Origin of the sequence: Eubacterium multiforme, from assembly GCF_030813415.1 — a bacterium.
GTDB lineage: Bacteria > Bacillota > Clostridia > Clostridiales > Clostridiaceae > Clostridium > Clostridium multiforme.
Genome location: NZ_JAUSUF010000007.1, coordinates 126,987 through 140,590, shown reverse-complemented (window position 1 = coordinate 140,590; position 13,604 = coordinate 126,987). Strand labels below are relative to the sequence as shown.

Below are 13,604 nucleotides of genomic sequence, written 5' to 3'. Positions count from 1 at the left end.
TCTTTTGGTGCCGAAGACCGGAATCGAACCGGTACGGTGTTTAACCACCGCAGGATTTTAAGTCCTGTGCGTCTGCCAGTTCCGCCACTTCGGCAGGCAATTGGTAGCGGAAATAGGACTTGAACCTACGACACTTCGGGTATGAACCGAATGCTCTAGCCAGCTGAGCTATTCCGCCAAATTTTGGTTGCGGGGGCAGGACTTGAACCTACGACCTTCGGGTTATGAGCCCGACGAGCTACCAACTGCTCCACCCCGCGATATTATATATTTTGTTTTTAAAAATTAACTTGGTGCCGAAGACCGGAATCGAACCGGTACGGTGTTTAACCACCGCAGGATTTTAAGTCCTGTGCGTCTGCCAGTTCCGCCACTTCGGCATGAGTTAATTGGTAGCGGAAATAGGACTTGAACCTACGACACTTCGGGTATGAACCGAATGCTCTAGCCAGCTGAGCTATTCCGCCAAATTTGGTTGCGGGGGCAGGACTTGAACCTACGACCTTCGGGTTATGAGCCCGACGAGCTACCAACTGCTCCACCCCGCGATATTATATTTTGTTTTGAAAAAAACTTGGTGCCGAAGACCGGAATCGAACCGGTACGGTGTTTAACCACCGCAGGATTTTAAGTCCTGTGCGTCTGCCAGTTCCGCCACTTCGGCATGGGTTTTTTCTATCATTTCTGACGACAATAGTTATTATATAGTATACTTATAGTACTGTCAACATTTTTTTTAATTTTTATTTTTTTTAATATTATTTCTAAGTAATAAAACAACAAAAAGCCGCTAGTTTACATATCTAAGGGCTTTTTATTATATAGATTTATATATTAAATTTATATGATGTCTTATATTTTAGAATGACTTTTTACTGTTTTTGCTCTTAAAATCTTGATGCTTTTTAACATCTTGCATTCTTTCTTCGCTATCTTTTAAGAACTTAGAAATTTTGTCTTCAAAATTTCCATTAGGTTTCTTCTTCTCACTAGCCCAATCAAATTCAGCTGGTCTAACTGATTTCTTTGGTTTAGTTTCAGCTTGTTTTATTGATAAACTAATTTTTCCGTTATCATCAATTGATATAACTTTTACCTTTACTTTATCTTGTTCCTTTAAATGTTGTCTTATGTCCTTTACAAAAGAATCTGCTACTTCTGATATATGAACTAGACCTGTCTTACCGCCTTCTAATTCAACGAAAGCTCCAAAATTAGTGATATTTACCACTGTACCCTCTAATATGTTTCCTGCCTCTAAGGTCATGTTTAAAAGATTCCTCCTTAATTTAAATAAAATATATATGTTATCATTAATAATAACCTACTTTTCAGACTTTGAGTCAACATTTTTATCATTTACGATTTTTTCGCCTGGCTTAACCATTTTAAGCCTTTCTCTAGCTAAAGTCTCAATATACTCATCAGAATTAGCACTCTTGACTTCTTCTTCAAGTTGCTTGTTTTTTTGTTTAAGCTTTTCTAATTCTGTATGCTTTTGAGCTATTTGTTCTTTTATATTCATAATAGCTCTCTCTTGTCTAACAAAACTAAATAAAAAAACAAGGCATAGTACTAAGATTATTAAATTCTTTCCTTTTAACTTTTTTATCATCCATAGTACCTCATTTTTTAGATTCTATAAATATATTTTAAACACTCTGAACCTTTAATTCAAGTTATTTTTAATTATATTTAGTTTTTATTTTAAATTAGTTTTTATTATTAAATTTTCCTATCATTATTCTCAGAGGATAGCTTAAATTCTTATAACTTCTTCTAAATAATGTTTTGGTTCCATTAAAAATTATTTTTTCTAATTTATAAATTGTTTTGCTAAAGAGTTTTAAGTATATAAATAGGGCTACCCCCATACATAAATAAACATAAGTTCCTAAAAAAGCATAGTTTTTATAAAGTAAAAATGTAAATATTATAAAAGCACTTAAGATCCAAAATAAAATATCTTGTATTGTCCTTATTACTTTATGCTCTCTTTTTCCTCTTATAATTCTATATATATCAAAAAAAGCGCCTAAAATAAAGCCTGAAATTAAGGCATAAAAAATAATATTAACTTGAACTTCTAATTGTAGTGGCATAAAACTTACCTACCTATAAGCTTTTTCAAGCTTATTTTTCTACCTTTTGGCTTTACTTTACCACAATATATCATGCTTATAATATATCCTTCTATTATAACATCTCCATTTTTTACATCAAGCTTATTCATCTTGAGACCTTGCCCATTAATCTTTAATTTTCCAAGTATAGTATTTAAAACTATCTTTTCTTCATCAAAGCTCATAACCTCATCAACACCCGTTAATGAAAGTTTTCTTCTATTTTCTAATTGTATAGAACTTTTTTTAGCTGATTGTATATTATCAGATTTCCTTTCCATAACTATAATCTCCTTTAGACAATACTCTTATTAAGAAATATATGTAATTATTAATTTCTATATTCTTATAATTAATATCTTTAAGGATTCTTATAGATTATTCTATTTCTTGTCCCTCTAATAATTTATACATGTCTTTTGCATCTTCTTTTCTAACATGTTCAGCTATATTAAGTACTTGTGCACGTAATACTTTATTTGCAAATGTTATTTCTATTACGTCACCTTCTTTTATTTGAGTTCCTGATTTTGCAACCTTGCCATTTATAGAAACTCTTTCGCTTTCGCAAGCTTCCTTTGCAATAGTTCTTCTCTTTATAAGTCTTGAGACCTTTAGATATTTATCTAATCTCATACAAGGTCACCTTCTTTCTTTAATAAATTTTAAAAAAGTTTAAGTTTATAAAAGAACCCGAGTATCTCCCTCGGGTTCAAAAAACTATTTATTAACTTTTTCTTTAAATTCTTTACCAGCTTTAAATACTGGAACAGTTGATGCTGGAATTTTTATAGTTTCTTTAGTTCTTGGATTTCTTCCTTCTCTAGCAGCTCTTTCTCTAGTTTCAAAAGTTCCGAATCCTACTAATTGAACTCTTTCACCATTTTCTAAAGCTTCTTCAACACTTTCTATAAATGCTTTTAAAGCTACTTCTGCATCTTTTTTAGTTAATTTTGACTTTTCAGCCATACTAGTAATTAATTCTGCTTTATTCACAATTACATCCTCCTTAAATAACTAGTTATATAAATTATAGTACTAGCTAATCTTTATGTACTACACTTACATTATCTTATTATATTATTACTTTAAGCTTCCGTCTATACTGAATATAGAAATATTCGTATATTTTCTGTAAAAAAAACCTAATATAATGTAATAATTCATAAGTATAGAATTTATTACTTAGATATATTCTCTAAAAAATTTTAAAATCCTTCTAAATCTAATTATTTTCTTGTTTCTTAGCTTGATTCCAAAATTTATCCATTTCTTCTAAGGTCATAGTCTTTAAATCTTTTCCATTTTTAATTGCTTGTTCTTCTATATAACTAAATCTTCTTATAAATTTATCAGTTGTTTTGTTTAGTGCTTCCTCTTCATCAACATCTAAAAATCTAGATACATTTACACAGGAAAATAAAAGATCTCCAACCTCTTCTGTTATTCTTTCCTTATTCCCGCTATTATATACCTCTAAAACCTCATCTAATTCTTCTAAAACCTTCTTTGAAGCATCTTTAACATTATCCCAATCAAATCCTACTTTTCTCGCTTTGTTTTGAATCTTATGGGCTCTTATTAAAGCTGGAAGTGCCTTTGCTACACCATTTAATTCATCTGTAACAGTTTCAAAACCTTTTTCCTCTTTCTTTAGTTCATCCCAGCTTTGTAAAACTTCCTCAGAATCAGAAACTTTATTATTTTTAAATATATGTGGATGTCTATCAACCATTTTTTTGTATACTCCTCTAACCACATCATTAAAATCAAAATATCCATCTTCTCTACCTATTGAAGAATGAAATATAACATGCAATAAAACATCCCCTAATTCTTCTACTAAAGCTTCTTCATCATTTTTCTCTATGGCATCTTTAACTTCATAACTTTCTTCTACTAATTCATTTCTTATACTTTCATGAGTTTGTTCTCTATCCCAAGGACAACCTTCCTCACTTCTTAATAGGTCTATTAATTCAATTAAATCATTTATATCCTTTTTGTTATTTAAATCTTTAGGTATATAAACAAATGTTAAGCAATCTATGTCTTCTTGCATATCAAGTTCATATAAAGGAATCTCTCTTATACTTTCTAAATCTTTAACACCTGGAGATTTAATATAAATTATTTTTGTTTCATCATCATAATATTCTAAAAGTTTAAGTTTAACTTCAGATGCAATAAAAGGATTATAAACTTCAGTTATTATAGTTCCTATTCTTTTATCTAAAATTTGATTATTTATATCAAAAGCATCAATAATTTTAAACCCTTCAGTTGGATCTATTTTAAGTTTATCAATAATAATATCAATAAAACTAACTGCTGGCAGAATTTCATAATTTATTTTTTCCCTATCACAAATATCAATAAGGTTTGAAACTGATTTTTCAGCAACTAAAGGATGTCCTGGAACTGCATATACAACTTCTCCTGTTTCCTTATGAACTTTTATTATATCTTCAGCAATATTTTTATAAACTTCATCGAAATTTTTTCCAGTATTATAAAAATGATCATATGTTTTAAATTTTATATTTCTTTCCTTTATGAAATCAACTATGGGATAATTTTCTGTTCTAAAATAAATATTTTCACTTTCTTCTAATAACCTTAGTGTACCTATTGTAAGAGCATCCCTATCTCCTGGCCCTAAACCAACAATCTTAATCATTAAGTATTTCTCCTTTTATATGTTTATTTTTTAGCTAACCTATTTCTCATCTCTTTAACATCAAAAACATTCATAAAAATAATTAATGTCATATATATTATAGCACCTAAAAATATTGATATTAAGCAAGATACTCCATTACTCATTGTATAATTTAGAAGCATTTTATAACTAAATAATACTACAATTACCATAATTACTGATGATACTAAAGGTTTTATTATATTATTTTTAATTCCTATTTTTGTTTTTAAATTTATCTTTAATACTATTAAATTTAAAATTGTAGTTGAAACATAAGCAAGTATACTGGCTATAACAGCTCCATATATATTAAATTTAGGCATTGGAACTAATATAAGAGTTAATATAAGCTTTACTATGCAACCAATAAAAAGGTTTATAACAGGAAGTATATACTTTCCTACACCTTGCAATATAGCTGTTGTTGTCTGGGTTAATATAACAAAGGGTACTGTTAAAGATAAATATTTAAGTATTTCAAAGCCTTCATGTCTACCTGGAAATATAAATTTCATTATTGGTTCTGCCATAAAAAGCATCCCAAACATACAAGGTATTGCTATTACTGTTGAAATTTTAATTGAAAGGTTAACTTTATTTTCTACATTTCTTCTTCTCTTTAAGATAAACTCTTCTGCTATTATTGGAATTAATGACATTGAAAGTGCCATTGAAAGAGTCATTGGTATATTTACAATAACTGATGCCTTTCCAGTAAGTTGAGCATAAAGTATTATTACTTCTTGACTTGTAAAACCAGCTTCTAAAAGTTTTTGGGGAATAAATATAGAGTCAATAAGACTCATTATTGTTCCAACTGTTGCTCCTAATGATATCGGAATTGCAATTTTAAGAATTTTGCTCATTATTTTTGGATCACTTTTTATCTTCTTAATTCCATAATTCCTTTTAGTAATTAAATATTTAATATAAAGATATCCTCCACCTAATATTCCTCCTGCTGCTGCTCCAAAAGCTGCTCCTCCTGCTGCAAACTCTATACCCTTTGGAAGAAACAAGACTGCTAGTCCAACACCAAAAACAACTCTTCCTATTTGTTCTAATATTTGTGACACTGCAGATGGAGTCATATTTTGAAGTCCTTGAAAAAAACCTCTAAATATAGTCATAACAGAAATTATGAGAGGTGCAAAAGATATACCTATTAAGGAATAATATGCCTTCATATCCCACTTTAAAAAGCTTATTATAGGTTTTGCAAAGAAAAATAAAAAAAATGTTGTCCCAGCTCCTAATATTAGCATCATATAGGTTGATCCCTTTACAACCTTAAAACTTTCTTCTATATCTCCTATTGCGTTATTTTCTGATATTATCTTTGACATGGCAATAGGAACTCCAGATGCCATTGCAACAAAAAACATATATAATGGGTATGACATTTGATAAAGTCCCATTCCTTCATCACCTATTAGCATAATAATAGGCCATCTAAAAAATAACCCAAGAAATCTTGCTAATATTCCAGCTATCCCTAATATTATACTTCCCTTTATTAAGGATTGTTTTTTCATAAAATACCTCCAAACTGATTCTTTTACTAATAATTATTATTGTAAGTTTAGAGGTATTATTACTTTTATTTATTCTTTTACGTAATTTAAAGAATATTTTTCTATTGTTCCATTTGTTTTCCCAAAAATGAAGCTGCTGTTTCAGCTAATTTAAGTTCTAACTCTCCAAGCTTTTCTCCTGATTGTTTAGATAGTATTATTACTGATCCAATTGCATCACCTTCAGCAATAATAGGTGCTATTACTTGGGATGTCATATTTCCTACTTCTTCATCACTGTGCATTGGAATTAGCTTTTTAGAACCTTCTCCAAGTAACACTGATTTTCTGCCTTCCATAATTTCTTCAAGTTCATTACTGATTTTTCTATCTATGTAATCTTTTTTAGGTACACCACTAGCTGATATAAATGCATCCTTATCACTTATTAAAATTATATGTCCTATTGTTTGTTGTAAGCTTTCAGCATACTCCTTTGAAAAATCTGTAAGTTCTCCTATTGGGGAATACTTTTTAAGTATTACTCCACCTTCTCTATCTGTGAAAATTTCAAGTGGATCCCCTTCTCTAATTCTTAAAGTTCTTCTTATTTCTTTTGGTATAACAACTCTACCTAAGTCATCAATACGTCTAACTATTCCTGTAGCTTTCATATTACAATTAACCTCCTTAATAAAACACTGTTAAATTTAGTAACATTATTATTATTTGACTAGATAGAAATTTTATGCACATATAACCATTATTTAAAAAAATAACACCTAAAAATTAGGTGTTATTTCTATTATTTATTTAATTTATCTTCGTATATTTTAACTCCAAGCTCATCTTTCCACTTTTTAATAGTATCTGTATAAGCTGCTTCTTGTTTTTGATTTGTTAATTGTTTTATTATTGTATCTTTAACTTTATCAAATGGTTGAACTTGTGCCTTTGTTTTAATACCTTCAACCTTTATTATGTGATATCCAAATTGAGTCTTTACAGGTTGTGATAATTCACCATCTTTTTTAAGCTTCTTAACTGCTTCCATAAACTCTTTAACATATTGAGTTGAGTTATAAGGAATATATCCTAATGAACCACCAGTTGTTTTTGTTGAATCTGTATTATACTTAGCTGCAAGTTTTTTAAAGTCTTCTCCATTTTCTAGTTCTTTTCTTACCTTTTCAGCTGTAGCTTTATCTGGAAGAACTATATTATATACATCTGCTCCTGGTTGAACAGTAAATTTTTCTTTATTTGCATCATAATACTTTTTAGCATCTGCATCTGTAACTTTAATGTTATTAAATACATGTTTAGTTAATATTGAGTTATATATTACTTGTTGTTTTAATTCTTTTTTGTATGCTGCTTCATCTGCATATCCTGATGATTTTAAAAGTTCATTAAATTGTTTATCATCCTTTATACCATAAGCCTTTTTTAGGTTATTTTTCATTTCATTGAAGTTTTTATCTACTTCTTTATTTATTTCACTGTCACTTGGAATCCATTTTTCCTTTTCGCCCATTCCAATAACAACATCACGATCAACTAATGAATTTAACATTGTTTTCTTTTCTTGTTCAACTTGAGCCTTTACTTGAGGATTACTCATATAATCTTTTCCGTATTGTTGCTCATATTGTTGGTATTTAGATTCCATAACTTTATCTAAATCACCTCTAGTGATTTTTTTATCTCCAACCTTTGCTAGAGTTTCTTTTTGAATTGCTTCTGGTGTTTTTGCTATCATTTTACAACCTACAAATGATAAGCTGACCATAGAGATTAAGCCTATAGCTAATATTTTTTTAATCTTACCCACTTTTCTTCCTCACTTTACTATTTATTTTACAACAATTTATTTTCTAAAAATTCACATATTTAAAGTATACCAATATTATACTCCAAGTTCAATTATCTATCTTTTAAGTATTTATTACTTTTATTATGTTGTTTAACATCTCTTTAAAGAAAGCTAATATATCTTCTTTCTTTACACTATCTTTCTTAAATTCAAATTCAGGATTTTTTCCAAACTTAAGAACAACATTATTCTTGTAATTTTCTAAAAGTACCTTAAATACTTTTTTATATCCTTTATCCCCTTCTTCAAATTTAAAGAATATATTCTTTGGTGTTTCCTTTATTTCCTCTATATTAAGAATTTTTGCCTTGCTCTTAATATAAGCTATATCCATTAAATTATAAACAGAATCTGGTATTTCAGAATATCTATCTTCTAATTCATCTTTAATTTCCATATATTCATCATAGCTTTCAATAGCTGCAATCTTTTTGTATACTTCAATTTTTTGATTTTCATCAGTTATAAAGTTAGATGGAATATAAGCATCTACCTTAATATCAACAGTAGTCTCAACTGGCTCTTTTTCAATTTCTCCCTTAATGACCTTTATTGTATCTTCAAGCATTCTACAATATAAATCATAACCTATTGTAGCCATATGACCATGCTGAGCTGAACCCATCATGTTTCCTGCCCCTCTTATTTCTAAGTCTCTCATGGCAATTTTAAAGCCTGATCCAAGTTCAGTAAAGTCTTTTAATGCTTTAAGTCTCTTCTCTGCAACTTCTGTTAAAACTTTATCTTTAGTGTATAAAAGATATGCATAAGCTATTTTATTAGACCTTCCAACTCTTCCTCTTAATTGATAAAGCTGTGATAGTCCCATTTTATCAGCATCAAAAACTATTATTGTATTTACATTTGGAATATCAATACCTGTTTCAATAATTGTTGTACATACTAAAACATCATACTCCTTATCCATAAAGGCCATCATTTCTGTTTCAAGTTGTCTTTCTGTCATTCTTCCATGAGCAAAGGTTACTCTGCTTTCAGGAACTAACTCTTTAATATAATTTGCCATACTTTCAATGCTTTCAACTCTATTATAAACAAAGAAAACTTGGCCTCCTCTATTCATCTCTCTAAGTATTGCATCTCTTATAAGCTGATCATTTTGTTCTATAACATAAGTTTGAACTGGATATCTTTCCTCTGGAGGAGTTTCTATTACAGAAATATCACGTGCTCCAGTTAAGGACATATGAAGAGTTCTTGGAATAGGTGTTGCACTTAATGTTAGTACGTCAACATTTTTCTTGATTTCTTTTATTTTTTCTTTTTGTTTAACACCAAATCTTTGCTCCTCATCAATTATTAAAAGACCTAAATCTTTAAATTGTATATCCTTTGCAACAAGCTTATGAGTTCCTATTAAAATATCAACATTGCCTTCCTTTGCTGCCTGTATTGTTGCCTTTTGTTGCTTTGCTGTTCTAAACCTACTTATCATATCTATTTTAATCGGAAAATCTGAAAATCTTTTAAGCATATTTTTATAATGCTGCTCTGCTAATATTGTTGTTGGAACTAAAAATGCTACTTGTTTTCCATCCATAACAGCCTTAAATGCCGCCCTTACAGCAACCTCTGTTTTCCCATATCCAACATCACCACAAAGTAGTCTGTCCATAGACTTTTGAGATTCCATATCCTCTTTTATCTCTTCAAGAGATGTAATTTGGTCTGGAGTTTCTTCATAAGGGAATTCATCTTCAAATTGTCTTTGCCACTCTGTGTCTTTACTAAATTTATATCCCTTTAAAGTTGCCCTAGTTGCATATAATTTAACTAAATCTTTTGCTATTTCATTTATTGATTTTCTAACTTTACTTTTAGCTTTTTGCCATTCAGTTCCACCTAGTTTGTTAACTTTAGGAGATTTTCCTTCACTACCTATATACTTTTGAATTAAATCAAGTTGTTCAACTGGAACATAAAGCTTATCTCCCTTTTGATATACTATATCAAGATAATCTCTAGTATTTCCAGAAACCTCTATTTGTTTTATTCCCTTGTATACTCCAACACCATGATTTACATGAACAACATAATCTCCTATTTTAAGCTCAGCAAAGGAATTTATCTTTGCTACACCTTTTTTAGATTTTCTTTTCTTTGATAGCTTTCTCTTTGCCTCTCCAAAAACTTCTTTATCTGATATTACACATACCTTTTCCTCTGGATATTCAAATCCTTTTAATAAATTACCAAAGGTTATTACAACTTCTCCACATTGTATATCAGAAACAGTGTCCTTATAAACACTTTCAATTTCTCTATCCCTTAAAGTATCAACTAGTCTTTCTCCTCTAGTTCTTGTTCCTGATAAAATTAATGTTTTAAAGCCCTTATTCTTTTTATCTTTAATATCCTCAATTAAAAGATCTAGCTGACCTTGATAATTATGAAGAGTTAATTGAGTAATATTTGCTATTCCATGAGGTTTAAATATATCTCTAGTCTTTTGGAATGTATCTAATGTAATTAGATTACAGCTAGAAAATCCATCAATAACATCTTCATATCCAAGTAAAAGTTCAGAATGTTTAGGAAGTATATTCCCCTTTTGAAGAAACATTGAGAAATTCTCTGTAAATTCAGTATAAGTACCTTCAAGTTTTCCAAGAACTCTTGTTGTATCGTCAATTATAAAGTTATAACCTTTAAAATAATCAAATAAACTTTCTAACTTATCGTAAAAAAATGGAAGATATGAATCCATAGTTTCAAAGCTTGAAGTTTCCATTAAACTTTCTATATTATTATTTATAGTTTCAGAAAGCTTTTCTTTAACTGCTTCATCTTTATTATTTTTTAATGCTTTATCTAATTCATTTTTTAAGTTTTCCTTTGCAAAATTTATAACATCATCGTCTATAATTATTTCTTTTGCAGGAAATATTTTTATTGATTTTACTTTTTCTATACTTCTTTGAGATTCAACATTAAAGGTTCTTATTGAATCAATCTCATCTCCAAATAATTCAATTCTATAAGGGTATGCTGAATCTGGTGGATATACATCTAATATCCCCCCTCTTCTTGCAAACTCCCCCTTACCTTCAACCATCTCAACTCTTTCATATCCGCCTTCTACTAAGGTCTTACTTACATCTTCAAAGTTTACTTCATTTCCTACTTTTAAACTTATTTTATGTTTTTTATAGTAATCTCTTGGAGTATAGTTAGCTGCAAAAGCTTCTACTGAAGTTACTATTATCTTTTTCTTTTTATTTAAAATCTCTTTTATTACTTTAAGTCTTGCCCACCTTAAATCACCCGAAATAGCATCTATATTATAGAAAACCACCTCTCTAACTGGGAAATAATAAACTTCTGTTGAATAAAAACTTAAATCTTCATATAAATTTTTTGCCTCAATATCACTGTGAGTAACTACAACTAAAGGTTTATCATACTCTTCAAATAAAGCATCTATAAGGTATGTTCTCCCTGATTCTGATAAACCATATATTGCAGTTGGAAATTTATTATTATCTATATAACTTTTTACCTTTCCAAACTCTGCACTCTCAATTAAGGGCTTCATTAACCCCTCTAGCCTCATTTTAATACACCATCCTTAAATACTTTTCTCTGCCTTAAAACCATTATACTTATTCATTGCAGAACTTATATCTTCTTTTATAATTGTATCAGTCGCTAATTTACTAACTTCTAAACTTTCTTCTAAAACTTCCTTTTCTTCCTTTGAGAATTTACCTAAAACATAATTAACTAAGTCTTCTTTAGGTTGTCCTACGCCAATTTTAATTCTTGAAAATTCATCACTTCCAACATGGGCTATTATGCTCTTAATTCCATTATGTCCACCAGCACTACCTTTGCCTCTTATTCTTATCTTACCTATATCTAGGCTTATATCATCATAAATAACTAGCATATCTTCATTAGTAAGCTTATAAAAATCAAGAACTTCCCTTACACATTCTCCACTTAAATTCATATATGTAGTTGGCTTCATTAGAATAACTTTTTCACTCCCTATAAAACCTTCTCCATACTCCCCTTTAAATTTTTTCCTATTTATATCTATATTATACTTTTTTGCAATATAATCTATTGCTTCAAATCCTATGTTATGTCTTGTATTATCGTACTTACTTCCAGGATTTCCAAGTCCAACTATTAAAAACATAATATCTCCTCTTTCTACTATCTATATATTCTAATCTTTTCACAGTAAATATATTTCTATTCAAATACTACTTAATATTATACTAAATTTTTGCAATAATAAAGAGACTTTAAAAAAAGTCTCTTTAATTATTTTATATTGTTATATATATTTTTTTTGTTTTTCCATCTCTTAATATTTCTAAATCTACTTTATTATTTTGTGAATTTTTTACAGCTCTAATCAAATCATCATATGATAATATAGGATTATTATTAGCTAATAAAATTATATCAGTAGGTCTAATACCAGCCTTTGCTGCCTTACCCTTTTCATCTAAACTTTCAATATAGAAACCTTGCTTTTGGCTATTATCAATTTTAATTTCCGAACCTCTTAAGCCTAAAACATCAAAGTCCTTTACTATATTCTTTGTAATATCTTTTATAGCATCACTACCTATAGCAAAGAATAAATTATCATTTCCATATTTTTTAGTTAAATATTTGCTGTTTATTCCTATAAGTTCTCCATAAACATTACACAAAACTCCACCATAGTTTTCATTATTCATAATGGCACTTGTTTGTAGAATCTTATAATCTTCATTATCAATTCTAACTCTATGGCTTGTTGATGTTATTATTCCTGGAGTTATTAATCCAACATAACTAGCTCCAATTGAGTTCCCCATAGCATAAACTATACTTCCCTCTTTTATTGATCTATCATTTGAAATCTTTATTGGCACTAAATCATTATTTGGAATTTTTATCAATGCTGTATCAGTTTCTTTATTATATCCTAATAATATAGCTTCTATAGGTTTAACCCCTTTAGCCGGTAATTTAACATATATTTTTTTATAATCTTTTATGGTACTATATTGTGTCATTATTAACCCATCTTTAGTAAGTACAACTCCCGTTGAATTTTTACTTGGTAATTTATGAGAGTCTAAATCTTCTATATTGTTTCCAACACTAACTAAAGAAGGGCCTACTTCACTTATTATCTTTTTTATATTTTTTTCAGCTGCAACTTCCATCTTAATTCCACTTGGATTATTTAATTCTTTAAATTCTTTATTATTAAGTTTAAAAAAAACATACTTTACAGATAAAACACTTGTTATTATAGCTAACAATAACGCTGCCAGTACTATTAATACATTTTTACGTGTAATAACGCTATTTTTACTTTTTATATTTATTTTTCCATTTCCTTTTTTATCATTATTCAT

The 13,604-nt window shown here is 28.9% G+C and carries 13 protein-coding genes and 7 tRNA genes; all 20 read right to left on the bottom strand.

Features of this window, described 5'->3' with window-relative positions; all coding sequences use genetic code 11:
* Positions 1-5: 5 nt before the first annotated feature.
* The 20 genes from J2S18_RS10815 to J2S18_RS10720 all read right to left on the bottom strand — a co-directional run bounded on the left by J2S18_RS10815 (position 6) and on the right by J2S18_RS10720 (position 13,604).
* Positions 6-94, bottom strand: a tRNA-Leu gene (locus tag J2S18_RS10815).
* 7 nt (positions 95-101) lie between these two features.
* A tRNA-Met gene (locus J2S18_RS10810) sits at positions 102-178 on the bottom strand.
* A 6-nt stretch (positions 179-184) separates the two neighbouring features.
* Positions 185-260 (bottom strand) — tRNA-Met (locus J2S18_RS10805).
* A gap of 31 nt (positions 261-291) precedes the next feature.
* Positions 292-380, bottom strand: a tRNA-Leu gene (locus J2S18_RS10800).
* Between the two features lie 10 nt (positions 381-390).
* A tRNA-Met gene (locus J2S18_RS10795) sits at positions 391-467 on the bottom strand.
* Between the two features lie 5 nt (positions 468-472).
* Positions 473-548 (bottom strand) — tRNA-Met (locus tag J2S18_RS10790).
* 27 nt (positions 549-575) lie between these two features.
* Positions 576-664 (bottom strand) — tRNA-Leu (locus J2S18_RS10785).
* Between the two features lie 195 nt (positions 665-859).
* Positions 860-1,267, bottom strand: coding sequence for a S1 domain-containing RNA-binding protein (locus J2S18_RS10780; RefSeq protein ID WP_307486833.1), 408 nt, complete (start codon positions 1,265-1,267; stop codon positions 860-862).
* Positions 1,268-1,324: 57 nt separating this feature from the next.
* Positions 1,325-1,615, bottom strand: a complete 291-nt coding sequence (locus tag J2S18_RS10775; RefSeq protein ID WP_307486831.1) for an FtsB family cell division protein — start codon at positions 1,613-1,615, stop codon at positions 1,325-1,327.
* A 97-nt stretch (positions 1,616-1,712) separates the two neighbouring features.
* Entirely contained in the window at positions 1,713-2,102 is a 390-nt protein-coding gene (yabQ, locus tag J2S18_RS10770) for a spore cortex biosynthesis protein YabQ (protein ID WP_307486829.1), read from the bottom strand.
* A 5-nt stretch (positions 2,103-2,107) separates the two neighbouring features.
* A complete protein-coding gene (yabP, locus tag J2S18_RS10765) occupies positions 2,108-2,404 on the bottom strand; it encodes a sporulation protein YabP (protein WP_307486827.1) in 297 nt (98 codons plus the stop codon).
* A gap of 97 nt (positions 2,405-2,501) precedes the next feature.
* Positions 2,502-2,759, bottom strand: coding sequence for an RNA-binding S4 domain-containing protein (locus tag J2S18_RS10760; protein WP_307486826.1), 258 nt, complete (start codon positions 2,757-2,759; stop codon positions 2,502-2,504).
* A gap of 84 nt (positions 2,760-2,843) precedes the next feature.
* Complete coding sequence (hbs, locus tag J2S18_RS10755; protein WP_204594072.1) at positions 2,844-3,119, bottom strand: non-specific DNA-binding protein Hbs; 276 nt, start codon at positions 3,117-3,119, stop codon at positions 2,844-2,846.
* Positions 3,120-3,348: 229 nt separating this feature from the next.
* Positions 3,349-4,803, bottom strand: a complete 1,455-nt coding sequence (yabN, locus tag J2S18_RS10750; RefSeq protein WP_307486823.1) for a bifunctional methyltransferase/pyrophosphohydrolase YabN — start codon at positions 4,801-4,803, stop codon at positions 3,349-3,351.
* Positions 4,804-4,826: 23 nt separating this feature from the next.
* Positions 4,827-6,362, bottom strand: coding sequence for a putative polysaccharide biosynthesis protein (locus J2S18_RS10745; RefSeq protein WP_307486821.1), 1,536 nt, complete (start codon positions 6,360-6,362; stop codon positions 4,827-4,829).
* A 101-nt stretch (positions 6,363-6,463) separates the two neighbouring features.
* A complete protein-coding gene (gene spoVT, locus J2S18_RS10740; RefSeq protein ID WP_307486819.1) occupies positions 6,464-7,015 on the bottom strand; it encodes a stage V sporulation protein T in 552 nt (183 codons plus the stop codon).
* A gap of 131 nt (positions 7,016-7,146) precedes the next feature.
* Positions 7,147-8,175, bottom strand: a complete 1,029-nt coding sequence (locus J2S18_RS10735) for a peptidylprolyl isomerase (RefSeq protein ID WP_307486817.1) — start codon at positions 8,173-8,175, stop codon at positions 7,147-7,149.
* A gap of 103 nt (positions 8,176-8,278) precedes the next feature.
* Positions 8,279-11,791, bottom strand: coding sequence for a transcription-repair coupling factor (gene mfd / locus J2S18_RS10730; RefSeq protein ID WP_307486816.1), 3,513 nt, complete (start codon positions 11,789-11,791; stop codon positions 8,279-8,281).
* Positions 11,792-11,806: 15 nt separating this feature from the next.
* A complete protein-coding gene (gene pth / locus J2S18_RS10725; RefSeq protein WP_307486814.1) occupies positions 11,807-12,382 on the bottom strand; it encodes an aminoacyl-tRNA hydrolase in 576 nt (191 codons plus the stop codon).
* Between the two features lie 133 nt (positions 12,383-12,515).
* Positions 12,516-13,604, bottom strand: coding sequence for a S1C family serine protease (locus tag J2S18_RS10720; RefSeq protein ID WP_307486812.1), 1,089 nt, complete (start codon positions 13,602-13,604; stop codon positions 12,516-12,518).